Raw genomic sequence first — 23,379 nt, 5'->3', positions numbered from 1 at the left:
CCCTCAAACGGGCCGAACACCGCGACTGGCCACCACCCGCTCCGGCCATCGTCACGATCGCCGGACCGGGCAGGACCTTAAATCACCGGCATTGGTCCTAGGACTGCTCGGGCCGCTCGGCGAAGTCCAGGACGGTGACGGACGGACGGCGGGTGGCCAGTGGCGGGATGGTCAGCGCGAGTGGCAGCAGGGCGCCGACCAGCCCGCGTCCGCCGGTCGGCCGGACGTCCCGCACCGCCGCCACCGCCGGACTGGCGGTGCGGAGCTTGTCCCGCTCACCCGCGTCCATCGCCCACGGCATCGGCGGCGGCTGGTAGCCGCGGGCATGCATCTTCCCGTTCAGGGTGAGTCGGCTGAACCAGCGCGGCACGGCGTCCAGCACGAGAGAGCCGCCCGGGAACCGCTCCGCGCAGCCCGCGATCAGGGATCTCACCCGGGCCGGCGGAAGGTACATCAACAAGCCTTGTGCAGTGACCAGTACCTCACGGTTGCGGTCCACCTCGTCGGCCCACCCCAGTTCGGCGGCGTCGGCGGCCAGGTAGCGCTGGCGCGCGCCGGGCGGCAACAGCTCCGAGCGCAGCGCCACCGCCTCCGGCAGGTCCACGCTCAGCCAGCGGGCCCGCCCGTTGTCGACCCGCCAGTACTGGGTCTCCAGGCCCTCCCCCAGGCAGACCACGGTGCCGCGCGGCTCCCGGGCCAGGAAGTCCGCCACCTCACGGTCGAAGCAGGCCGCGCGCAGCGCTTGCAGCTGGCTCACCATCGCGTTCCGGCCGAACCGCTCCGCGAACGGGAAGTCGATCCGGCCGACCAGCTCGACCGCCTTCGGGTCCGGCAGCACGGTGTCCGGCCGCCGCGCCTCCACCGCCCGGTGCCACAGCGTCCACAGCGCCGTCTCCGGCACCGCCTCCAGCTCGGGCCGCTCCGCGCCGCCAGTCATCGCTCGCTCCTTCGACGTGCTCCCCGGATGCCCGCGCGTGTGCCACGCGTACCCCGCGGGTGCCGAACGGGTGCCGCGCGGGTGTCTCGCGCTCGGGCATGAACCCGCCGATTCTGACACCCGGTCCGGACCGCCCCACCCGCCGACGCGCCGCTCGACCGGCGGCAGGAGAAGTCGACGTGGCCGACTTCTCGCGCACCACACCCGGCTCGGCTCAGCCGACGCTGAAGGCACCGTCCGGCGGAGGCGGGGAATCGGTGGCGTCCGCATCCGTGACCGGGGCCGTGCGGCCGACCAGAGCCGCCAGGTCGTCCCCCTCCACCAACCGGGCCGGGAAGATGTCACCCGCGAACAACCGGGCCAGCTCCGCCTCCGGCAGCGGCGCCGTCGACCCGGCCAGCAGCACATTGCCGTACCGCCGCCCGCGCAGCACCGACGCCTCCGCCACCAGGCAGACGTACGGGAACACCGCCCCTACCGTCGCCGCCTGTGCCTTGGCGAACGCCAGCGGCGGGCCGTCCGCCAGGTTGGCCGCGTAGCAGCCGCCCTCACGCAAGGTGTCCGCCGCCAACCGCAGGAACTCCACCGACGTGAGGTGCGCCGGGGTGCGGGAGCCACGGAAGACGTCGGCGATCACCAGGTCCTGCGAGGCCGCCGGGACGTCGGCGAGGGCCGCCCGGGCATCGCCGACGGTCGCGGTGACGTCCGCGCCGGGCCCCTGCCAGGGCAGCCGTTCGGCGACCAGCTCCAGCAGCGGCCCGTCCACCTCCACCACCCGCTGCCGCGAACCCGGCCGGGTGGCCGCCAGGTAGCGGGGCAGGGTGAGCGCGCCGCCGCCGAGGTGCAGCACGTCCAGCGGCTGCCCGGCGGGGGCCAGCGCGTCCGCGAGGTGGCCGAGGCGCCGGGTGTACTCGAACTCCAGGTGCGTCGGATCGGCGAGATCGACGTACGACTGCGGGGTGCCGTCCAGGGTCAGCAGCCAGCCGCCGTCGCGGTCGATGTCCGGCATGAGCTTGGCGAAGCCGAGGTCGGTCCGCCGCCCGACCGGCACCGGCTCGTCGTGCTCGAAGGTCACGCGCTTTCCCCGGCCGGCCGCACGTCCTCCGGCTGCACGTCCGCCGCGTTCACGTCCACCGGCTGCACGTCCAGGTACGCCGCGAGCCAGTGATCCAGCTCGGCGAACACCTGGGTGCGAGCCTTCTCCCCGGAGAGCACCAGGTCGTGCATACCGCCCTCGATCCGGACGATCGTCACGTGCCGGCCGAGCCTCGGCCCCTGTGCGGCGATGTCGTCGGCGCGCAGCACCGCGTCCGCGTGGTGCAGCGCGTTGTGCCACTTCGTGGTGGCGATGGACTTGGTCGAGGCCATCAGCAGCACCGGCACGTCGATGCCCAGCCCGTGCCGCAGCCGCCGGTGCCCCTGGTGGATCGCCGACAGCCAGCCCGCGAACAGCGGGAAGCCCTCGGCGGGCTTGAGCGTGAGGTCGAAGTCCCACTCGCCCCTGTGGTCCTTGTGCAGGCTGTGCGTGTAGTGCGGGTTCAACGTCGACGGCAGCACCCGGGTCGGCGCCAGCCGCCCGATCGCCGTCACCGTCGGCCCGCCGACGCTCCGTACGACCGGTGACGTCGGCATCGACAAAAACGGCGAGTTGAGGAACAGCCCGTCCACCAGGCCCCGCCCGGCCCGACGCCCCGCCCACAGCGCACCGACCAGCCCACCCGTCGAGTGCCCGTTCACCAGCAGCTGCCGGTGCCCGTCCACCTCCCGGATGATCCGCACCGCCTCGTCGATCTCCTCGTCGTACTCCACGAGGTCACGGACGAAGTTCGGCGACTGGTGCGGGCGCAGCGAACGGCCGTACTTGCGCAGGTCGAGCGCGTAGAACGAGAACCCGAGCGCGGTGTAGTGGTCGGCCAGGTTGGTCTGGAAGAAGTAGTCGTTGTACCCGTGGATGTAGAGCACGGCCCGCTGCGCGCCGGGGACCAGCCGACGCACCAGCGTCGCGCACACCGCCCCTTCGGCATCCGGCCGCAGCTCCAGCTCCGCCGCCTCGTAAGGGGCACCCAGGACGTCTTCCCGAAACTCCATCTGCGCCGCACCGATCCTCTGCTCCGCCCGCCGATGTGGCAGGTGACCACCCGTTCCGAGCCAGACGATACCGGCCGGTAGGTGCCCGGCGCTCGGCGGTGGCCGGTCAGTCGGCGGGGGTGTCCGAGGGAGGAGCCGCCGGCGCACAGCAGCGCGTGGCCGACGGCGATGGCCTGGATCGCCCTGCCGATGCCGCCGAGGCCGGTGACGGTGACCGCCGGCGGGCGAGCCTCGATCGTCACCTTCGCGGTATTCGCCTGGACGACCGGGCTGTGGAAGTCGCCTCCCCCGGTCATGCTGTCGTGCACCGGCTCACGGTGCGCTCCGCGCCTCCGTCCCACTCCTCGTACGCCTGCTGTGCGCCGGTGGTCGTGTGGAACGCTTCCCGGACAGGGCAGGCGAGTTGGGGAGTGCACATGGATCCGTCGCTTTACCGGTCGGCCACCGAGGCGATGGCCGCGCCGCCGGAGAAGCTCGCGTACGTCGCCGGGTTCGACCGGTGGGCTCAGCGGCCGGACGCGCTGCTCACGGTGGACACGGATCCGGCATCAGCCGACTACGGGAGGGTGCTGAACTTCGCCGAACTCCCCACCCTGGGCGACGAGTTGCACCATTTCGGCTGGAACGCCTGTTCCAGCGCCCTGGCCCATGCCTGCCACGAGAATCCGGAGCGGCGGTTCCTGCTGCTCCCCGGGCTGCGCTCCTCGCGCCTGCACGTCATGGACACCCGGCCCGACCCCGTCCGGCCGCGCCTGGTGAAGACCGTCGAGGCCGCCGAACTCGCCGCCAAGGCGGGCTACTCGCGCCCGCACACCCTGCACTGCGGCCCGGAGGGGGTGTTCCTGTCGTGCCTGGGCGCCGGTGAGGGCACGGACGGACCGGGCGGGGTGGCGATCCTCGACCACTCCACCTTCGATGTGCTGCGCGCCTGGGAGACGGAGCGCGGGCCGCAGCACTTCGCGTACGACGTCTGGTGGCACCTCGGCACCAATGTGGGGGTGACCAGTGAGTGGGGCAGCCCGTGGATGGTCGAGGACGGGGTGGTGCCGGAGCTGCTGCTGGGCCGCAAGTACGGGCACGCACTGCACTTCTGGGAGCTGGACTCGGGGCGGCACCTGCAGCGGATCGACTTCGGCGACCAGTACCAGATGGTGTTGGAGCTGCGTCCGGCGCACGATCCGCAGGCGGAGTGGGGGTTCGCCGGGGTGGTGGCGAACGTCGAGGACCTCTCCTCCTCGGTCTGGCTCTGGTACCGGAACGGGCCGGCGTTCACCGCGCGCAAGGTGATCGACATCCCCGCCGAACCGGCGAAGGCCGAGGACCTGCCGCGCGCACTGCAGCCGTTCGGCGCGGTGCCGCCGCTGGTCACCGACATCAATCTGTCGGTGGACGACCGCTGGTTGTACGTGTCGGCCTGGGGCACCGGCGAGCTGTTCCAGTTCGACGTCTCGGATCCCTTCCACCCCCGGCTCGCCTCCTCCGTCCGGCTGGGTGGGGTCGTCGCCCGCACCCCGCACCCGGCCGAGCCGGGACGGCCGTTGAGCGGGGCGCCGCAGATGGTGGAGATCAGCCGGGACGGCCGGCGGCTGTATCTCACCAACTCCCTCTACGGCGCCTGGGACGACCAGTTCTACCCGGACGGCATCGAGCCGTGGATGGTCAAGCTGGACGCCGACCCCGAGGCGGGCGGGCTGAGCGTCGACGAGCGTTTCTTCCCGCACGGCGCGGATTTCCGGGGCCTGCGCGTTCACCAGACCCATCTCGCGGGCGGCGACGCGTCCTCGGACTCCTACTGCTTCCGCTGAGCGCTCAGCGCTGCAGCGCCTGGTCGTACCGGGCGTTGCCAGGAGCCCTTGCCAAGACCCCTGCCGACTACCGGGACTGCTCGGCGGGCGAACCGGGGGGCGAACCGGCGGGTGAGCCGGTCGTCCGCTCGGACGGGTCGGTCTGGAACTCGGTGGCCACCCAACTGGCCAGCAGGCGCAGCGATTCGGCCGAGGACGAGCCCGGTTCGGCGTGGTAGGTGACCAGTACCTGGTCCGAGTCCCCGGCCGGACGCAGGGTCTCGTACTGCAGGCTGAGCCCGCCGACCACCGCGTGGTGCAGCCGCTTGGTGCCGTGGCCCTTGTCCTGGATGTTGTGGGTGGCCCAGAGGCGGCGGAAGTCCTCGCTCTTGACGGAGAGTTCGCCGATGAGCGAGGCCAGCCGGGGGTCGTCCGGGTCGCGCCCGGCGTCCAGGCGCAGGATGCCGACGACGTCGCTGGCCTTGCCTTCCCAGTCCTGGTAGAGCTCGCGCGCGGCCGGGTCGAGGAAGACGTTCCAGGCCATGTTGCGCTGCTCGGGCGGCATCGCGGCGAAGTCGCCGAGGAGAGCGGTGCCGAGGCGGTTCCAGGCGATGATGTCGAGGCGCCGGCCGAGCACGTACGCGGGAACGCCGTCCATCGCGTCCAGGAGCTGTTGCAGCGCGGGCCGCACCAGCTGTGCCCGGGCGGCGGCCCGGCCGGAGCGGCGGCGGGCGGGCTTGGTGAGCCGGCCGAGGTGGTCGCGCTCGGCGGGGCTGAGCCGCAGCACCCGGGCGATGGCGTCCAGCACGGCGGTGGAGACGTTCTCGCCGTGGCCCTGTTCGAGCCGCGTGTAGTAGGCGGTGCTGACTCCGGCGAGCTGGGCCAGTTCCTCGCGGCGCAGCCCGGGGACCCGACGCCGGGTGGTGGTGTCCCGCAGGCCCACGTCCTCGGGCCGCAGCCGGGCACGGCGGGATCGGAGGAACTCGCTGAGTTCGGTGCGCTGGTCCATGTCTGCAGTATGCGGGCGATCCGGTGCGCCGGGGGGCGGGTGAGGGTGATACTGCCGTGCGTACCTTCCGCGGGCGTACGTCCGGCCCGCCTACGTTCCGCCCGCCTACGTTCCGCTCCCCTACGTCCCGGGTTCGTACGAAGACCTCTGGTCTGGTTGGCCCGATCGCGCCGCAGCAGTCTTGAGGGCATGACGAACGAGACGACGAACACGACGGTCACGACGAGCACGACGAGCACCACGAGCACGACGAACACCCGCACCGTCGCCGCCTACGCGGCGCAGCGGCCCGACGCCCCGCTGGCGAAGACCACCGTCACCCGCCGGGCCGTGGGCGAGCACGACATCGTGATCGACATCAAGTACTCCGGCATCTGCCACTCCGACATCCACCAGGTCCGCGAGGACTGGGGCACCGGCATCTTCCCCATGGTGCCGGGCCACGAGATCGCGGGCGTGGTCAGCGAGGCCGGCCCCGGCGTGACCCGCTGGAAGGTCGGCGACCGGGTCGGCGTCGGCTGCTTCGTCGACTCCTGCCGCGAGTGCGACAACTGCCTCGCCGGCCTCCAGCAGTACTGCACCCGCGAGGGCGGCGTCACCTTCACCTACAACAGCATGGGCACGGACGGCCTGCCGACCTACGGCGGCTACTCCTCGGAGCTGGTGGTGGACGAGGCGTACGCGCTGAGCATCCCCGACAACCTGCCGCTGGACGCCGCGGCGCCGCTGCTGTGCGCGGGCGTCACGCTGTACTCGCCGCTCGCCCACTGGGGCGCGGGCCCGGGCAAGAAGGTCGCGATCGTGGGCCTCGGCGGCCTCGGCCACATGGGCGTCAAGCTCGCCCACGCGATGGGCGCGGAGGTCACCGTGCTCAGCCAGTCGCTGCGCAAGCGCGAGGACGGCCTCAAGCTCGGCGCCGACCACTACCGGGCCACCTCCGACCCGGCGACCTTCAGTGAGCTGGCGGGCAGCTTCGACCTGATCGTCAACACCGTCTCGGCCGACCTCGACCTCAGCGCCTACCTGCTCCTGCTGCGCACCGACGGCACCATGGTGCAGGTCGGCGCGCCGGAGAAGCCGGTCTCGGTCAACGCCCACGCGCTGATCACCGGGCGCCGCTCGCTGGCCGGGTCGATGATCGGCGGGCTGCCGGGGACCCAGGAGATGCTGGACTTCTGCGGTGAGCACGGCATCACCGCCGAGATCGAGCTGATCCGGGCCGACCAGATCAACGAGGCCTACCAGCGGGTGCTGGACGGCGACGTCCGGTTCCGCTTCGTGATCGACGCCTCGACCATCTGATCGACGCCTCGCGACGATCCGACGGAGCTCGCACGAGCCCGTCAGCAGGTGCCCCGCGTCCTGGTGCTCTCCCGTCACCAGGCGCGGGGCACCCGCGTTTCAGACGGAGGCCGTCTTGGCCGCCTGCCGCTCCTCGCGGCGGTCCAGCCGCCGCTGCCGGCCACGGCGCAGCGGCTGGTCGGGCAGCCAGCCGAAGGTGAGGCAGGAGCCCACCACCCCGAGCAGCATCCCGATCAGGAAGCCGCCCAGGTTGGAGGTGACCCAGCTGGCCAGCGAGGCCAGCACGGCGAGGATGGAGTAGAACAGCCGCTGCGCCGGGTTGAACAGGATCAGCAGGCCGCACAGCACCATCACCGCCGGCACCAGGTACCCGGCCAGTCCCTGCATCCCGATGTGCAGGACGACGGGCAGCGGGGCCCGCAGGGTGAACAGGATCTCGGCGCCGCCGAGCAGCACCAGCAGCCCGCCCCAGAACGGTCGCCTGCCCCGCCAGTCGCGCCGCTTGACCGGGCGGGTGGCGGGCTCGCCGGCTGTGGGCTCGGCGTCCGCGGCTGTGGCGGCAGCGGGCTCGGCGGCGGCCGTGGCAGCGGTGCCGGGCGTGGCGGCCGTCCCCTCGGCCGCCACCCCCTCGGCCCGCGCCGCGGTGCCCTCGCCGGCGCCGGCCGGCTCCGGTGCGGACTCCGCCATGCTCAGCAGCCCTGGGAGCTGAAGCTCAGCCGCAGGTTGGGCAGTTTGAACCCGACGGCGGTGCTCGCGTAGTTGTGCTGCTTGAGGTGCGTCAGCAGGACGGTGTCGGCCTGCTGGCCGAAGACACCCGGGTTGCCCTTGCCGACCGGTCCGGCCTTGTCGAAGGTGCTGGCGTCGCCGCCGATCTCGATGTTGGTGAACTCCGCGTCGCCGGACAGCAGATCGGAGTCGGTGGTGAGGTTGGTGGCGGAGACGGGGGTGCCGCCGTCGCCCGCGTGGATCACCAGGTTGATGCCGCCGAGGTCGACGCTCTGGCACAGGTTGGTGATCTGGGCGCTCTTGATCGCCGACACGGCGACCAGGACCTGGCCGCCGGTGGAGCCCGCGTTGGGGCTGTCGGGGATCATCGAGTCCAGCGCGCCGAACTGTGCGAAGCCCTGGCCGTCCAACTTGTCGGCGGTGATGGTGAACGGCATGCCGGAGATGGAGAACTGCGCGGCGAGTACGCCCTGGGCGGTGAGCGCCATCAGGACGCCCCCGGCGGCGATGGCCGGCACGGCCATCAGGACGGTGCGCTTGAGCCGTACCCGGCCTCTTCTCGGGCCGGCCGGCTGTGGGGTCTCGGCCGCCGCGGCGGCGTCCTCGGACATGGCCATGTGTGCTCCCTGTGGGTGGATTGGGTGTGCAGGCACTGGCATGTTGCCCTGGCGCGGACAGCGTTCCGCGGCCCGACCGGATCACCCGCCCCTCGGCAGCGGGGCGGGTCAGGTCGGAGCGCGGTAAGTAACTGGGAAGCTACTGCCGGGTATTGGCCGGGTCAATACGGGTGCACGAAGGATCTTCACCAATCCCGGGCCCGAGCCGCTCGGCGGCCCCCGCCGGGCCGGTCCGCTCGACCGTGCCCGCCACCCCGAGCCGCTCGGCGGCCTCCGCCGGACCGAGGAACGGAGCCAGGCAGAACATGCTCAATACCGGTAGCAGTTCCGGTAGTTGATCGGTCCGGCCGGAGTCGATCCGGCGGTAGAGCGCGCTGTAGACGCCGCCCACCACGGCGTCCACCATCTCGTTCACCGTTACGCCGCCCGGCAGTTGGGGCACCTCGGCGAAGAACGCCCGAAACCTGGTGAGGAGTTGATCCCTCTCGCGCCGCCCCTCCGGGCCGACCGCCTCGATCTCGATCACCGCCATGGTGGCGAACGAGGGTGTCCCGGCGAGCAGTTGGAGCATCGCGCCGAGCGCCTGCCGGATCCCCCGGCACCAGTCGGATTCGGCCGCGAAGGCCGCCGCCATCCGCCGGAGCACCACCCCGGTGCCGTACCGGTGCGCGGCCAGGAAGGCGTCCTCCTTGCCGCTGAACAGCTCGTAGAAGACCGGCCTGGTCACACCCGCCGCGCGGCAGATGTCGCTCACCGTCGCGTGCCGGTAGCCGCGTTCGGCGACGGTCCGGACCAGCCCGTCCAGCAGCCGCTCGCGCTGGGTCGCGGCGACCACGCCCGCGGGCTGCCGGCGCGGGCCGGGCTTGATCGAGCGGGCGGGGTCGCGGCCGGTCCGCGCGCCCGGCAGCAGGACCACGTCGGCACTCCGGAGGTAGTTCCGATCCATCACCAACTCCTGTGTCCTGTATTGACATTGACGCAACACCGGGTTTACAACACTGACAGGTTTCCAACCGGTGGGCGAGCAGGCCCCCACCGGCCGACCTCCAGGGGCTCCCACGGTCCGGGCGAACCGCCCGGACCACCGGACCACGACGGGCGCGGGCCCGCGGCGGTGGCAGCCGCCGACGTGCACCCCCACAGCACCGCACGTCCGCACCGACTCTGCGCAGTGCCGCTGTGTCCCGCACCACCGGACGTCCACATCCGTACATCCACATCCGTACGTCCGTGCAGCGCCGTACACCGATACACCCGTACACGGCTGTACGTCCGCACACCGCCGTACCGCACGAGCGGGCCCGTGGCGCCGGGCCCGCCCGCACCGCGGCCCCGCCGGAGCCCCCGGTACGCCATGCACCTCCCCCGTCGTGCACACCACCACACCCGCACGCCGGGATTCCCCCACCCGTCCCCCGGACGGAGAGAGGTACCCTCATGCGCATCCGTCGCACTCTCGCCACCGCCGCCCTCGCCGCACTCGCCCTCACCGGCGCGGCGGTGGCACCCGCCGAGGCCGCCACCGCCGTACTCACCACCGGCAGTTCGACCGGCCCGGCCGTCGCCGTTGGTGACGTCCTGTCCGCCAACCTGGCCTCCGGCAGCTACGCGACCTTCTACAACGGTGCCACCGGGACGAGCGGCATCAAGTGTGCCGCCTCCTCCTTCTCGGCGACCGTGACCGCCAACCCGGCCGCCCCGGGCAGCGCCGTCGAGCAGCTCAACACCCAGACCTTCGGCTCCTGCACCTCCAACGTCCTCGGTGTCACGGGCGTCAGGAGCATCACCGTCACCAACCTGCCGTTCACCAACACGGTCAGCGACGCCCCCGGCTACCCGGTCAAGCTCACCCCCGGCGCGGCCGGCGCGATGGGCACCACCGTGGTGCTCAGCACCATCCTGGGCAGCATCAGCTGCAACTACCAGAACGCCACCGGAATCAACGGCACCGCCTCGAACACCGGCAGCACCATCGGCTTCTCCGCCCAGCCGTTCACCCTGGTGTCCGGCCCGGGCCTGTGCTTCTCGACGGGCTACTTCAGCGCCACCTACGGCCCGGTCACCGACACCTCCGTCGCCGGCAGCCCGGTCCTCGTCGTCAACTGACGGTCCGCGTCAACTGACGGTCCGCGCCGACTGACGGTCCGCACCGCCGACTGACGGTCCGCGCCGTCGGCTGACGCGCAGCCCCACCCCGACCACGGCGGCGTACGGCACCGGCACCACGCCGTACGCCGCTGGGCCGTGCCCGGGCACACCGGGGCACCGGGGCACCGGGCGGGACACCGAGACAGCGAAGTGACCGGCCGGTAGGGTGGCGCCGCACACGGACGGCGAACCTTGAACAGGGCGGGCACATGGGCAGCGACGGAACGACGGCACGTGGCACGGGCTTCTTCACCTCGGTCGCGGACGCCGCCGAGCAACTCGCCGCCACCGGCTACCTCGCCTCCCCGGCCGTCGCCACCACCGTCTTCCTCGCCGACCGGCTCGGCAAGCCGCTGCTGGTCGAGGGACCGGCCGGGGTCGGCAAGACCGAGCTCGCCAAGGCGGTCGCCGCGATCGGCCGGGCCCGGCTCGTCCGGCTGCAGTGCTACGAGGGCATCGACGAGGCCCGCGCGCTCTACGAGTGGAACCACGCCAAGCAGCTGCTGCGGATCACCGCCGGCCGCGACGAGGGCTGGGAGGAGGCCCGCGGCGACATCTTCGGCGAGGAGTTCCTGCTCACCCGCCCGCTGCTCACCGCCATCCGCGGCGAGGAGCCGACGGTGCTGCTGATCGACGAGATGGACAAGGCCGACGTCGAGGTCGAGGCGCTGCTCCTGGAGGTGCTCAGCGACTTCCAGGTCACCGTCCCCGAGCTCGGCACTATCACCGCCACCCGCCGTCCCTTCGTCCTGCTCACCTCCAACGCCACCCGCGAGCTCTCCGAGGCGCTGCGCCGCCGCTGCCTCTTCCTCCACCTCGACTACCCGGACGCCGAGTTGGAGCGCCGGATCGTCCGCCTCAAGGTGCCGGGACTGGACGACACCCTGGCCGAGTCGCTGGTACGGATCGTCGGCGCGCTGCGTGCGATGGAGCTGCGCAAGGCACCGTCCGTCGCCGAGACCATCGACTGGGCCCGCACCCTGCTCGCCCTGGGCGCGGACACCCTCGACGAGACGGCCGTCCGGGACACCCTCGGGGTGATCCTCAAGCACCAGGACGACATCCGGAAGGCCGCCCAGAAGCTCACCCTCGCGTGACCGCCGCACCCCAGGGCGCCGGCCCCGCCGCGCCCCAGGCCACCGACACCGCCGCCCGCCTCACCGGCCTGGTCCGCGCCCTGCGCGGCCACGGCCTGCGGATCGGCCCGGCCGAGACGGTGGACGCCGCCGCCGTCCTCGACGTCCTCGGTTTCACCGACCGCGAGCAGATGCGGGCCGGCCTGGCCGCCGCCCTGCTGCGCTCCGACGGCCAACGGGTGGTCTTCGACGCCACCTTCGACCTGTTCTTCCCCCTCGGCGTCGGCACCCCCGAAGCCGTCCGCGCCGACCCGCCACCGGTCCCCGAGGACCCCGAGCCGCCACGCTTCGGCCGCCCCGACCCGCTCCGCGACGACCTGCGCGAACGCCTCGCCGCCGCCCTCGCCGCGGACGACCGCGCCGCCCAGGCCCGGCTCGCCGGCGAGGTCGTGGCAGCCTTCGGCCGGTACGGCGCCGGCGGCGCACCCGGCACGCCCGGCTCCGACGGCTGGTCCGCCCAGCAGGCGCTCGGCCGGCTGTCCCCCGAGACACTGCTGGCCCGGATCCTCGCCGCCCTGCGCGGCCGCCCCGGCCCGGCGGACGTCTCCGACCTGGTCCTCGCCGACGAGATCCGCCGCCGCATCCGGGACTTCCGCGCCCAGGTCGCCACCGAGGCCCGCCGTCGGGTCGCCGAACTGCGCGGCCCCGAACGGATCGCCGAGCGCGCCGTCGCCCCCACCGCCGACCGGATCGACTTCCTGTACGCCGGCCGCGACCAGCTCGCCGAACTGCGCCGCACTGTCCACCCGCTGGCCCGCAAGCTCGCCACCCGCCTGGCCGCCCGCCGCCGCCGCGCCGCCCGCGGCCGCATCGACCTGCGCCGCACCCTGCGCCGCTCGCTCACCACCGGTGGCGTACCGCTGCGCCCCGCCTACCGGCTGCGCCGCCCGGCCCGGCCGGAACTGGTGCTGCTCTGCGACGTCTCCGGCTCGGTGGCGGGTTTCGCCGACTTCACCATGCTGCTGGTCCAGGCGATGAGCGAACAGTTCAGCAAGGTCCGGGTGTTCGCCTTCGTCAACCGCACCGCGGAGGTCACCGACCTGCTCAGGAACGGCGACGACCCGGCCCGCCTGGCCGCCCGGATCCTCGCCGAGGCCAAGGTGATGGGCTACCACGGCAACAGCGACTACGGCTCCGCCCTCGGCGACTTCGCCGACCACCACCTGGACGCCGTCGGCCCGCGCACCTGCGTCCTGGTCCTCGGCGACGCCCGCAACAACCACCGCGACCCCAACCTCGACGCCCTCCGCCGGATCGCCGGCCGGGCCCGACGGGTCTTCTGGCTGAACCCCGAACAGCCGTCCCTCTGGCCGACCGGCGACTCCGCCGCCCACGCCTACGCCGGCGTCGTGGAGATGCACTCCTGCCGCAACGCCCGCCGCCTCGGCGAACTGATCGCCCGCCTCCTGCCGGTCTGACCCCCGCCCGGGCCGGACGGGGGTGCCGCCGGAACGGGCGTCAGTCCAGCGACTTCAGGAAGTCCAGCAGCGCCTCGGTGACCTCGGCCGGGCGCTCCTGCTGCGTCCAGTGCCCGGTCTCCGGGAGCCGGACGTGCCGGTGCAGCCGAGGGGTCACGTGCTGCAGCAGGTACGCCACCACTTCACGCGGCACCATCGCGTTCACCAGGTCCTGCTCACCGGTCACGTACAGCGCGGGCGCCTCGATCCGCCGGCCGGTGAACGCCGCCATCAGCTCGTTGTTCCGGTCGATGTTGCGGTACCAGTTGAGTCCCCCGGTGAAGGCGCGCTCGCCGTGCAGGGCGTAGTCGGCCGCGAAGGCGTCGATGTCCGCCTCGGTGAGCCAGGAGGGCAGCCGCTCCGGCTCCGGAATGGTGTCCAGCAGGCTCCCGCCCTCGGGGGCGACCCACGGCTTCGGTTCCCCGTCCGGGTAGGTGCCGCCGAGGATGCGGCGGAACGAGGCCTTGGGGTCGGCCGCCAGCTCGGCGTCGGCACGGCCGGGTTCCTGGAAGTAGATCTGGTAGAAGCCGTCGCCGAACTTCTCCCGGGAGGCCGCCAGCGGCGTCGGCCCGGACGGCAGCGGCGGCACGCTCAGCCCGGCGACGCCCCGCACCAGGTCCGGGCGCAGCGCCGCGGTGGCCCAGGCGACGGGGGCGCCCCAGTCGTGCCCGACCACCACCGCCCGCTCCGCTCCGAGCGCGCCGATCAGCGCCGTCACGTCGCCGACCAGGTGCAGCAGGCTGTACGCGTCCACGTTCTCGGGCTGCTCGCTGCGGGCGTAGCCGCGCTGGTCGGGCGCCACCACCCGGTAGCCGGCCTCGGCGAGCGGCGCGAACTGGTGCCGCCAGGAGTACCAGCTCTCCGGGAAGCCGTGCAGCAGCAGGACCAGCGGCCCCTCCCCCTGCTCGGCGAGGTGCAGCCGCACCCCGTTCACCTCGACCTCGCTGTGCTTGATCGACTCGTACGACACGAAACTCACCATCCGCTAGGAAACGTCCGTCCGCTTCCGAACCTGCCCCGCCGACCGCCGTCGGAACCCCTCCTCGACCTCTCGTCCGCCCCGGGACACAAGCAGCCGAGGCCGCCCCGGAATCCGGGACGGCCTCGGCCTCATCGTGAAGCGGTGGAGTGGCTGAGCGTCAGTTCACCGTGTAGCTGTACGGGATCGCCGCGAGCACCGCACCGGTGGTGTTCAGGACGTTGTTGGCGGTGGCCACCCCGGTCGGGCCGGACACCAGGTACAGCACACCCTTGACCGTGCTGCCCTTCGGGCCGGTCGGGGTCAGGGTCACCTGCAGCGAGCCGGTGGCGCCGGGCGCGACGGTCACCGGGCTGGCGGCCTGGGCCGAGGCGTCCACCGAGGCGGCGTACGGGTCACCGGTGCTGGAGGTCAGCGCCGGGTCGAAGGCCTGGGTGTGCGCGGTGGCCGTGATGGTGGAGGTGCCGGTCGGGGCGCCGCCGTTGCCGAACGGGCCGATCTGCTGCACGAAGGTGCTCCAGTTGCCCGGGACGACCGGCTGCTCGGCGGTGCCGTTGTCGGTCACGACCGAGATGGTCGAGCCGTTCTGGGCCTTCTTCAGGTCGCCGAACAGGTCCGGCGAGCCGGTGGTGGCGCTCAGCTCGATCTGCGCCGGCGTCGAGGACGCCGCCACGGCCTTGAGCTGGTCGGCGCCCGGCGGCACCAGGAAGGACGGCACCGTGGAGCTGAGGCTCAGCGGCAGGTTGACGCTCGCCGAGGCGCCCTGCGGCACCAGCGGGACGTCCACCCGGCGGTCCAGGCGGCCGTCGGCGGCGATCTTCTGGGCCGCGACGGTGTTGTTGGTGTAGTTCACCTGGACGGTGACCGGCTTGCCGGCCGCCAGCTTGGTGTGCGCGTCGTTCGGCAGACCGGCCGCGGTGGCCTGGTTCTGGTTGAACGCGACGGTGCCGGTGAAGTCCTGGGCGAGCTGCTGGCCGCTGACCGGGCCGAGCACGTTCAGGACGAACCGCCAGCGGCCGGCGGCCGGGTTGACGGTGGTGGCCGAGACGCCGGCCGAGGTGCCGGTCAGGTTGCCCTGGGCGTCGAACTGGCCGTTGCCCTCGATGTCGATCGGGGTGCCGTTCGGGCTGATCAGCGCGCCCTGCATGAGCAGGTTGGCGTCCTTGCCGACGGTGACGCCGACCCGCAGGTCCTTCTGGCCCTTCGGGACGTCGAAGCCGTAGGTGAAGCTCTGCGTCGGCGAGGCGCTGCGGCCGTTGCCACCGGTGATGGAGCCGGTGAAGGTGCCCTTGCCCTGGTTGACCGGGACGAGGCTGCGCAGCGTGACCGGGACGCTGGTGGTGCTGCCGTTGGAGCTGGAGACGGTGATCGCCTCGCTGGAGTCACCGCTGGTCGCCGGGGTGGTCAGCTGGACCTTGAGGGTCTTGGTCTGACCGGGCTGCAGCTCGGTGGTGCTCGGGCTCACGGCGCCGGCCGGCACCGCGCGCTGGGTGGCGGTGCCCAGCTGGACCGGGCCGGTGAAGCCGGCCTTGCCCGCCGGAGTGTAGAGGATCGCGGTCCACTCGCCGGCCACCGGGTGCGGGACGTCGACCAGGCCGAAGTTCGCCGGGGTGGCGCCGCCCTGCGGACGGGTGTTGGTCTCGAAGCGGCCCGACGGGTCGAGCAGCGTCATGCGGACGACCGGGCCGTTGGTGACCGGGTTGGGCGCACCGTGCCAGGCGATCGAGGCCGCGAGGCGGTCCGCGCCGGCCGGGACGGTGAACTTGACCTGCTTCTGCACCCAGTTCGTACCGTTGGTGGCGTACTTGAAGGTGTCCGTCGAGGACGAGTCCAGCTGGACGGTCTGCTGGTTGCTCGACTGCGGGGCGAAGCTGCGGGTCGCGGCGCTCACCGTCTGGGGCTCGTCACTGGTGTTGGTGACGGACACGTCGGTGCTGTGGGTCGAGCCGGGGGTGCCGGCGATGTCGACCTGGCCGGTGTTGACCACGACGGTGTTGGCGCCGTCGGTGCCGTCCCCGTCGTCGTAGCCGCGGGCGGCCTCGACGGCGGCGCGGACGTTCAGCAGGCCGGCGCCCTGCTCCTCGGCGGGGACGCCGAGGTCGCTGGCGGTGCCGGTGAGGAACTTCTTCACCAGCGCCGGGGTGGGCGAGTCGCCGCCGTGGGTGTCGCGGTAGGCCTGGATGACCAGGGCCGCGGCACCGGTGACGAACGGGGCGGCCTGGCTGGTGCCACCGAAGGGCTGGATCGGCGAGGCCTTGCCGTTGAAGCCCGAGCAGTCGGTGTACTTGGTGAGGTCGGGGGTGCAGAGCGCCCAGTCCGACTCACCCGGCGCGACCAGGTCGACGGTGCGGCCGGCCTGGGTGAAGCCACCCGAGGACAGCGCGGAGATACGGCTGTTGTTCCAGGTCTTGTTGGAGAACTGGGAGGCCGCGTAACCGGTCTGCTGGTAGTTCTGGTTGTCGGTGGAGGCGCCGACCGAGATCACGTACGGATCGGTGGACGGCGTACCGACGGTGCCGCTGATGCCGGCGTCACCGGAGGAGACGGCGACGGTGACACCGGCCTTGACGGCCTGCTCGTTGAAGAGCGAGATGGTGTCGTGCGCGCCGCTGTCCGGGGTGACGTTGCCGCCGAAGGACTCGTTGAGCACGTCCACGTGGGCGACCCGCACCGCGTAGTCGATGGACTGCAGGATCGACGAGTTGGACATCAGCTCGCCGCCGGCCTTCAGGGCGACCAGGTCGGCGTCCGGGGCGAGGCCGCGGATGCGGATGTTGCAGCCGGCCGGCAGCGGGTGCGAGGCGTTGACGAACTGCGAGACGTCGTAGGTCTGGCGGCCCTGGGCGATGACCGCCGAGGCGTCACCGAAGGCCTCCGCCGCGCCGGTCGGCGCGTCCCAGCCGTCGCCCGCGAAGTCCTTGTAGTCGACCACGGCGTGCGAGCCGTCGGCCCGGATGAAGTCCGGGTTGTTCGGGTCGAGGCCGTCCGCGATGTAGGCGACCTTGACGCCCTTGCCGGTGGCGAGGTTCTCCACACCGGGCTTGCCGTTGCCGGTGTAGGCCCGGACCGAGTACAGACCCTCGGGCTCCAGCAGGGGCTTGCTGGGGTCGGAGGGGCAGACCGTGTTGGTCGCGTTCTCCTCGGCGCCCTGGCCGTTGCTGCCCGAAACGGCCTGCGGAGCGGCGGCGGCCTTGGGCGCCTTCGCGCCGTCGGCGGCCGCGGAGTCCTTGGTCTGCTTCGCCTTGCCGGCGGCCGCCGGGGCGACCTGGACCTGGGTGTCCGCCACCACGGAGGAGACGGCCGGGTCCGCCTGCAGCTGAGCGCGCAGGGCGGGGCTGACCGTGGCCGAGAAGGCGTTGCCGACCACGAAGCTCTTGATGTTGGTACCGCCGGCCGCCTTGACCTTGTTCAGCAGCGGCGCCTGCGAGGAGGCGGTCTTCTGCTGACGGGCGCCCAGGTGACCGTGGTCGGCCGGGGCGTCCGCTATCTGGTCCTTCAGGATCACGATCACCGGCACCGGGGCCCCGTCCGCGGACGCCGCCTGGGCGTTCTGCGGGTCCGGGGTCGGAGCTGCGTTGGCGCCGGTCCCGAAGCTCAGGACCATGGACGCGGCGGTGACCGTGACGGCAGCTGCTAGCTGGGTTTTCCGCCAGCCGATCATGGACATCCTTTCGTCTGTTTTATGGCTGACGCAATCCAACGCACCTGAACGCGATCACGACAAGGGGGTAAATCCCCATCAGAAAGTAAAGTTGACCATCACTCGGTAAAACTCACGGGCGGAAATCGGGCCGAATCCACATCTTTCAGCCAATCGGCCTCGCCCGGCGCCGGACGCTCCCGCACCCGGGATTCCCGTGGCGAACTCCGGACACTGGCGAAACCTCGCCACCGGGCTGACCACATGTCGACACCGCGACATTCCCTTCCCCGCCGTCCGCTGCCGAAACCAGACCCGGCGCGGCGGGGAGGAGGAACTCGGCACCGGGAACGCCAGGCAGGCCCGGCGCCAGCCCATTCAATTGGTCACTTTTACTGTATAAACAGTTTTCTCCGGAGGCGATAATGTGCGCCGCCAGGAGATTCCGGATGACCGTCCGTCATGGCCGCGCTCGCGAGGCGCGCCGTGGGCGAACGACTCGGCCACACCACGATGCCGCCCTACACGTACATGCCGGGAAAGGCCGGACGACTCGACCTGACGTACGACCGCGCACTGGCCCGACTCCCGGCCGATCCACCGCCCACGGACGACCGGCACGCGGCCGTCACCGCCGACGCCCGCGCCGCCGGCGGCACCCCGGACGGCCACCGGGAGGCCTTCGCCACCGGCCTCGGCATCCAGCTCGACGGCAGCGCGGCGGGCGTGGGCGGCTCGACGACCCTTCCGTGAAAAGTCGTCATGCGTAAAGCCTTCCCCAACTCCTGGCCAATCTGGCATGTTTCCTTCAATTCCTGTGCGCTCCCCCTCGCGCACGGGCCGGATCGGAGGACACGTGTCACCCCTGATATCCCGGCGGCTCGGCCGCCCGGCCGCCGCCCTCGCCGTCGCCTCGGCCATGGCGCTCGCCACCCCCACGGCATTCGCGACCGCCGCCCACACGAGCACCACACCCGCCGTCCCCGGCAGCGCCACGGCCGCCGCCCCGACGGCCGCGCAGGCCCCCACGACCGCCACGGGCACCGCCACCAGCCCCGGCACCGCCGCCGGTTGGGCCGCCGGCACCCGCGCCTACCTGGTGATCAGCGCACCCGCCGACATCGCCGCCGCCAAGAGCGCCGTCGCCGCGAAGGGCGGAACGGTCTTCGCGAGCTACGACACGATCGGCGTCATCGTCGCCCACTCGACCGGCACCGGCTTCGCCGCCGCGCTGCGGACCGTCCCCGGCATCCAGCAGGTGGGCGCGACCCGCACCTCCGACGTGCCGGCCGACGCCTACAACCCGGCCCTGCCGGCCAACCCCGCCCAGTCGGCCACCACGCTCACCGAGTCCAACCGCTGGGACATGACCCAGATCAAGGCCGACCAGGCCTGGAACGTCACCACCGGCTCCCCCTCCGTCAAGGTCGGCGTGCTCGACACCGGCGTGGACGACCAGCACCAGGACCTCGCACCGAACTTCGACGCCGCCGACTCGGTCTCCTGCGCGTACGGCAAGCCCGACACCCGCACCGGCGCCTGGCGCGACGTGGACACCCACGGCACCCACGTCGCCGGCACCATCGCGGCCGCGAAGAACGGCAAGGGCGTCATCGGCGTCGCGCCGGGCGTGAGGATCGCCTCGGTCCGGATCGCCGAGCCGACCAGCACCCTGTTCTACGCCGAGAACACCGTCTGCGGCTTCATCTGGGCCGGCGACCACGGCTTCAAGGTGACCAACAACAGCTACTACACCGACCCGTGGCAGTTCAACTGCCCGAACGACCTCGACCAGGCGGCCGTCATCGAGGGCGTCAAGCGCGCCCAGGAGTACGCCGAGGGCAAGGGTTCGCTGCAGGTCGCGGCGGCCGGCAACGCCGACTACGACCTGGCCGCCAAGACCACCGACACCGCGAGCCCGAACGACTCCACTCCGGTCACCCGGACCATCAGCAACGCCTGCCTCGACATCCCCACCGAACTCCCCGGCGTGGTGACCGTCGCTGCCACGGGCAGCGGCAGCGGCAAGGCCTCCTACTCCAACTTCGGCCGGGGTGTCATCGACGTCGCGGCGCCCGGCGGCGACGGCGCGACCGCCGTCTACTCGACCCTGCCCGGCGGCAAGTACGGCACCAAGAGCGGCACATCGATGGCTTCCCCGCACGTCACCGGGGTGGCCGCGCTGATCGCGAGCACCGACCCGTCGCTCACCCCGGCCGACATCCGGGCCCGTCTGGCCACCCAGGCCGACGACCTGGCCTGCCCCGCCGGGGACAGCCGCTGCACCGGCACCACCGCGAACAACGCCTTCTTCGGCGAGGGCCAGGTCGACGCGCTGAAGGCGGTCGGCGGCACGACCCCGCCCACCGGGAAGTACTTCGAGAACCCTGCCGATGTGGCGATCGCCGACAACACCACGGTGGAGAGCCCGATCGCCGTCACCGGCGTCACCGGCAACGCGCCCGCGGCACTCAAGGTCGGCGTGGACATCAAGCACACCTACCGCGGTGACCTGGTCCTCTCCCTGGTCGCCCCCGACGGCACGGTCTACCTCCTGGAGGACTTCCCGGACAACGACAGCGCCGACAACGTCGCCAAGACCTACACCGTCAACGCCGCCGCGAGCGCGGCGAACGGCACCTGGAAACTCCGGGTGAAGGACGGCGCCTCCGGCGACACCGGCACGATCGACACCTGGAACCTCACCTTCTGACCCACCCTCGGTGCCTCGGCGCCCGCCGCCCGGCTATCCGCGCCGGGCGGCGGGAATCGCCAGCAGGACGCCGAGCACCAGCAGGGTGGCGTACCCGACGGTCTCGTGGCCGTCGGGCACCAGGAAGCGGACGAAGCCGAACAGCCGGAAGCCCCCGATCCAACCGGACAGCAGGCCGGAGGCGCCGCCGAGGATCAGCACGAAACCGAGGTAGCCGAGCAGGGTCTTCATACCCCCGACCCTAGGAATCCGCCACCGCCCGGACATCCGACTTTCGGCGCGACCGGGCACCACCAAAGTCGTGGGCCGCGGCCACCCGGTCCGGAGCACCGTCCGGAGCTCGGCACGAAGCACCGTCCGAAGCACCGGACGGAGCACCGGACGGAGCAGCAGGCACGGCGGCCCGGCGGCGGCCCGGGTACGTTCGCCGTGTGCAGCCCACGCGCATATCGAAGAAGTCACCGTACGTCACCAGGGCCGCGGCCGGTGCCGCCGCCTCGGCCGCCCTGGTACTCGCCGTCGGCGCTCCGGCGGCCCTCGCAGCCTTCGGGCAGGACGCCGCCGGCGCCGCCGGTGTCGTCGGCGGGCAGCGGCTCGGCAGCCCGGACGTCCAGGTCGCGCCGCTCGCCGGGGCGCCCGCGCTGCCGTCCGCGCTGTCCGGCCGGTCCTGGCTGGTCGCGGACGCCGGGACCGGCGAGGTGCTCGCCGCCCGCAACGCCCATCTGCCGCTGCCCCCGGCCAGCACGCTCAAGATGCTGTTCGCGGACACCGTGATGCCCAAGTTCGACCGCTCGCTGGAGCACCTGGTCACCCCGGCCGAGCTGGCCAACCTCGGTGCCGGCAGCAGCCTGGTCGGTGTCAAGGAGAACCTGCCGTACCGGGTCGAGGACCTCTGGCGGGGCGTCTTCCTCAGCTCCGGCAACGACGCCGTCCACGTCCTCGCGCACATGAACGGCGGGCTCCAGCAGACCGTCGCCGAGATGCAGGCCCGCGCCGGGTCACTGCAGGCGAAGGACACCAAGGTGGTCTCCCCCGACGGCTACGACATGGACGGCCAGGTCACCTCCGCCTACGACCTCACCCTCTTCGCCCGCGCCGGGCTGCGCAACGCCGACTTCCGCTCCTACTGCGCCACCCGCACCGCGCACTTCCCCGGCGGGCTGGACAAGGTCACCGGCCAGCGCACCAGCTTCGACATCGCCAACACCGACCGGCTGCTCGGCAAGTACCCGGGCCTGATCGGCGTCAAGAACGGCTACACCACCAACGCGGGCGCCACCTTCACCGGCGCCGCCGAACGGGGCGGCCGGACCCTGCTGGTGACGGTGATGCACCCCGAGGCACAGGGCAAGGTCTACGACGAGGCCGCCAGCCTGCTCGACTGGGGCTTCGCGGCGGCCGGGAAGGTCCAGCCGGTCGGGCAGCTGGTCGAGGACACCGGCGCCCCGGCCTCCTCCCCCGCGTCCCCCGCCTCCCCCGGGGCCCCGGAGGCCGCGGCCGGCTCCCAGCTGCCGCCGTGGTCCCGGGCACCCGTCCTCAGCGGCGACGGCCCCGGCTTCGCCCCCGCCGTCTGGACGGCCGCCGTCCTCAGCACCACCCTCGCCGTCTGGGCCACCGCCCGTACCGCCGCCCGCCGCCGCACCGCGCCCGCCCACACCCCGGCCACCGCCCGCGCCTCCTCCGCTGCCGCCACCACCGCTGCCGCCGCTGTCCCGGTGCACCGCGGCGGCGCGACCGCCGTGGGCGGCGCCACCGGCATCGGAGGCCACGGCCGGCGCCGGCTGACCCGCCGCGCCCGCGCCATGCTGCGCACCGCCCGCACCGCCCGCACCCGCCGGACGCGCTGAGCCCGCCGACCTGCGGCCCGGTCCGCGGCCGGTCCCCTCTAGACTTCCGGCCATGACCACCCCCGACCCCTCCGCCGCGGACCGGCTCGCCCGGATCGTCCAGCTCTCCGCCGGGAGCTACCTGCTCGTCACCACGTACAAGAAGGACGGCACCACCGTGCCGACCCCGGTGTGGGTGGTCCGTGACGGGGAGGCGCTCGGCATCTGGACCGTCGCGGACTCCTGGAAGGTCAAGCGGATCCGCAACCGCGCCGACGTGCTGGTCGGCCCGTGCGACGTCAAGGGCCGGCCGACCGGTGCGCCGTACCCGGCGACCGCCGAGATCCTCGGCCCCGAGCGCACCGCCGCCTACCGCACGCTGCTGCGCCAGAAGTACGGCCTGCTCGGCGTGCTCACCCTGCTCGGCAGCCGGCTGCGGCGCGGCGAGCGCGGCACCGTCGGCATCCGGATCACGCTGGCGGACTGACGACGGGTACGGGTACGGGCCCGTCGGCGCGCCGCCGGGCCTGCCGGGGGTGTCGCCGGTTCGGCCGGGGGCGGTCCGGGGTGGCAGGCTTGGCGGCCATGGGAGAGAACGAGGGCGCGCCGACGCTGCTGGTGGTGGACGGCGCGAACGTGGTCGGGTCGGTGCCCGACGGCTGGTGGCGGGACCGACGGGGTGCCGCCGAACGGCTGCGGGACACGCTGGTCGCCGTCGCCGGACGGGGGCTGCCGGACCGCCCGGGCCCGCTGGAGGTGGTCCTGGTCGTGGAGGGCGCGGCCCGGGGCGTCGCCGGGCTGCCGGAGGTTCGGGTGGTGGAGGCGAGCGGCAGCGGGGACGACCGGATCGTCGAGCTGGTCCGGGCGGCCCGCGCCGACCACCCCGAGCGGGACTGCCTGGTTGTCACCGCCGACCGCGAACTGCGCGCCCGTGTCGGCGCGTTGGGCGCCACGGTGACCGGGCCGCGCAGTGTGCGGCCCTGATGTTCGGCCCTGAGGTTCGGCCCTGATGTGCGG

General features: G+C 72.8%; 20 protein-coding genes. 10 read left to right on the top strand and 10 right to left on the bottom strand.

From position 1 onward, the window contains the following. Positions 1-97 precede the first annotated feature (97 nt). The 3 genes from ACZ52R_RS32275 to ACZ52R_RS32265 all read right to left on the bottom strand — a co-directional run bounded on the left by ACZ52R_RS32275 (position 98) and on the right by ACZ52R_RS32265 (position 3,025). Complete coding sequence (locus ACZ52R_RS32275) at positions 98-937, bottom strand: class I SAM-dependent methyltransferase (RefSeq protein WP_465618963.1); 840 nt, start codon at positions 935-937, stop codon at positions 98-100. Positions 938-1,151: 214 nt separating this feature from the next. Next, positions 1,152-1,946: a spermidine synthase gene (locus tag ACZ52R_RS32270; RefSeq protein ID WP_465754623.1), complete on the bottom strand. Its 795-nt coding sequence runs from the start codon at positions 1,944-1,946 to the stop codon at positions 1,152-1,154. Between the two features lie 62 nt (positions 1,947-2,008). Then, a complete protein-coding gene (locus ACZ52R_RS32265; protein ID WP_465754618.1) occupies positions 2,009-3,025 on the bottom strand; it encodes an alpha/beta hydrolase in 1,017 nt (338 codons plus the stop codon). Between the two features lie 416 nt (positions 3,026-3,441). Between ACZ52R_RS32265 and ACZ52R_RS32260 the strand changes: the two genes are divergently transcribed. Beyond that, complete coding sequence (locus ACZ52R_RS32260) at positions 3,442-4,830, top strand: selenium-binding protein SBP56-related protein (protein WP_360503073.1); 1,389 nt, start codon at positions 3,442-3,444, stop codon at positions 4,828-4,830. A gap of 67 nt (positions 4,831-4,897) precedes the next feature. Here ACZ52R_RS32260 and ACZ52R_RS32255 read toward each other — a convergent pair whose 3' ends face one another. After that, positions 4,898-5,818, bottom strand: coding sequence for a helix-turn-helix transcriptional regulator (locus ACZ52R_RS32255; protein ID WP_360503071.1), 921 nt, complete (start codon positions 5,816-5,818; stop codon positions 4,898-4,900). 189 nt (positions 5,819-6,007) lie between these two features. On the opposite strand from ACZ52R_RS32255, the gene ACZ52R_RS32250 reads away from it, so the two are divergent. Beyond that, positions 6,008-7,120 carry an NAD(P)-dependent alcohol dehydrogenase gene (locus tag ACZ52R_RS32250; RefSeq protein WP_465663200.1) on the top strand — a complete coding sequence of 371 codons (1,113 nt, stop codon included), beginning with the start codon at positions 6,008-6,010 and terminating at the stop codon, positions 7,118-7,120. A 99-nt stretch (positions 7,121-7,219) separates the two neighbouring features. Here ACZ52R_RS32250 and ACZ52R_RS32245 read toward each other — a convergent pair whose 3' ends face one another. From ACZ52R_RS32245 to ACZ52R_RS32235, 3 genes are all read right to left on the bottom strand, one after another. Beyond that, the gene (locus ACZ52R_RS32245) at positions 7,220-7,744 is read right to left on the bottom strand and encodes a DUF6114 domain-containing protein (protein ID WP_396287964.1); all 525 of its coding nucleotides are present in this window, start codon (positions 7,742-7,744) and stop codon (positions 7,220-7,222) included. A 65-nt stretch (positions 7,745-7,809) separates the two neighbouring features. Further along, entirely contained in the window at positions 7,810-8,463 is a 654-nt protein-coding gene (locus tag ACZ52R_RS32240; protein ID WP_360503066.1) for a DUF6230 family protein, read from the bottom strand. Positions 8,464-8,602: 139 nt separating this feature from the next. Further along, positions 8,603-9,409, bottom strand: coding sequence for a TetR/AcrR family transcriptional regulator (locus ACZ52R_RS32235; protein WP_465618951.1), 807 nt, complete (start codon positions 9,407-9,409; stop codon positions 8,603-8,605). Between the two features lie 491 nt (positions 9,410-9,900). On the opposite strand from ACZ52R_RS32235, the gene ACZ52R_RS32230 reads away from it, so the two are divergent. From ACZ52R_RS32230 to ACZ52R_RS32220, 3 genes are all read left to right on the top strand, one after another. Then, the gene (locus tag ACZ52R_RS32230) at positions 9,901-10,569 is read left to right on the top strand and encodes a Tat pathway signal sequence domain protein (protein ID WP_465663198.1); all 669 of its coding nucleotides are present in this window, start codon (positions 9,901-9,903) and stop codon (positions 10,567-10,569) included. Positions 10,570-10,820: 251 nt separating this feature from the next. Further along, on the top strand, positions 10,821-11,708 hold the full coding sequence (locus ACZ52R_RS32225; RefSeq protein WP_465754617.1) for an AAA family ATPase: 888 nt from the start codon (positions 10,821-10,823) through the stop codon (positions 11,706-11,708). Next, complete coding sequence (locus ACZ52R_RS32220; protein ID WP_465754616.1) at positions 11,705-13,165, top strand: vWA domain-containing protein; 1,461 nt, start codon at positions 11,705-11,707, stop codon at positions 13,163-13,165. Before ACZ52R_RS32225 ends, ACZ52R_RS32220 begins: the two co-directional genes overlap by 4 nt. 40 nt (positions 13,166-13,205) lie before the next feature. Here ACZ52R_RS32220 and ACZ52R_RS32215 read toward each other — a convergent pair whose 3' ends face one another. Together ACZ52R_RS32215 and ACZ52R_RS32210 are read right to left on the bottom strand one after the other, a co-directional pair. Beyond that, positions 13,206-14,174, bottom strand: a complete 969-nt coding sequence (locus ACZ52R_RS32215; protein ID WP_465663194.1) for an alpha/beta fold hydrolase — start codon at positions 14,172-14,174, stop codon at positions 13,206-13,208. A gap of 169 nt (positions 14,175-14,343) precedes the next feature. Beyond that, complete coding sequence (locus ACZ52R_RS32210; RefSeq protein ID WP_465754615.1) at positions 14,344-17,844, bottom strand: S8 family serine peptidase; 3,501 nt, start codon at positions 17,842-17,844, stop codon at positions 14,344-14,346. Positions 17,845-18,285: 441 nt separating this feature from the next. On the opposite strand from ACZ52R_RS32210, the gene ACZ52R_RS32205 reads away from it, so the two are divergent. Then, complete coding sequence (locus ACZ52R_RS32205; protein ID WP_465754614.1) at positions 18,286-18,576, top strand: hypothetical protein; 291 nt, start codon at positions 18,286-18,288, stop codon at positions 18,574-18,576. 166 nt (positions 18,577-18,742) lie between these two features. Next, positions 18,743-20,536: a S8 family peptidase gene (locus tag ACZ52R_RS32200; RefSeq protein WP_465619232.1), complete on the top strand. Its 1,794-nt coding sequence runs from the start codon at positions 18,743-18,745 to the stop codon at positions 20,534-20,536. Between the two features lie 33 nt (positions 20,537-20,569). Here the strand turns inward: ACZ52R_RS32200 and ACZ52R_RS32195 are convergent, their stop codons facing one another. Then, positions 20,570-20,767 (bottom strand): hypothetical protein, encoded by a 198-nt coding sequence (locus ACZ52R_RS32195; protein ID WP_360503044.1) that lies wholly within the window; start codon positions 20,765-20,767, stop codon positions 20,570-20,572. Between the two features lie 200 nt (positions 20,768-20,967). Between ACZ52R_RS32195 and ACZ52R_RS32190 the strand changes: the two genes are divergently transcribed. The 3 genes from ACZ52R_RS32190 to ACZ52R_RS32180 all read left to right on the top strand — a co-directional run bounded on the left by ACZ52R_RS32190 (position 20,968) and on the right by ACZ52R_RS32180 (position 23,346). Further along, on the top strand, positions 20,968-22,383 hold the full coding sequence (locus ACZ52R_RS32190; protein WP_465754613.1) for a D-alanyl-D-alanine carboxypeptidase family protein: 1,416 nt from the start codon (positions 20,968-20,970) through the stop codon (positions 22,381-22,383). Positions 22,384-22,435: 52 nt separating this feature from the next. Beyond that, complete coding sequence (locus ACZ52R_RS32185) at positions 22,436-22,849, top strand: PPOX class F420-dependent oxidoreductase (RefSeq protein WP_360503041.1); 414 nt, start codon at positions 22,436-22,438, stop codon at positions 22,847-22,849. A 98-nt stretch (positions 22,850-22,947) separates the two neighbouring features. Continuing rightward, positions 22,948-23,346, top strand: a complete 399-nt coding sequence (locus tag ACZ52R_RS32180) for a PIN domain-containing protein (RefSeq protein ID WP_465618936.1) — start codon at positions 22,948-22,950, stop codon at positions 23,344-23,346. Positions 23,347-23,379 lie beyond the last annotated feature (33 nt).

This window comes from Kitasatospora sp. NPDC034023 (assembly GCF_055575795.1).
Note: the sequence above shows the minus strand (reverse complement) of the source record. Positions and strands in the feature narration are given on the sequence as shown.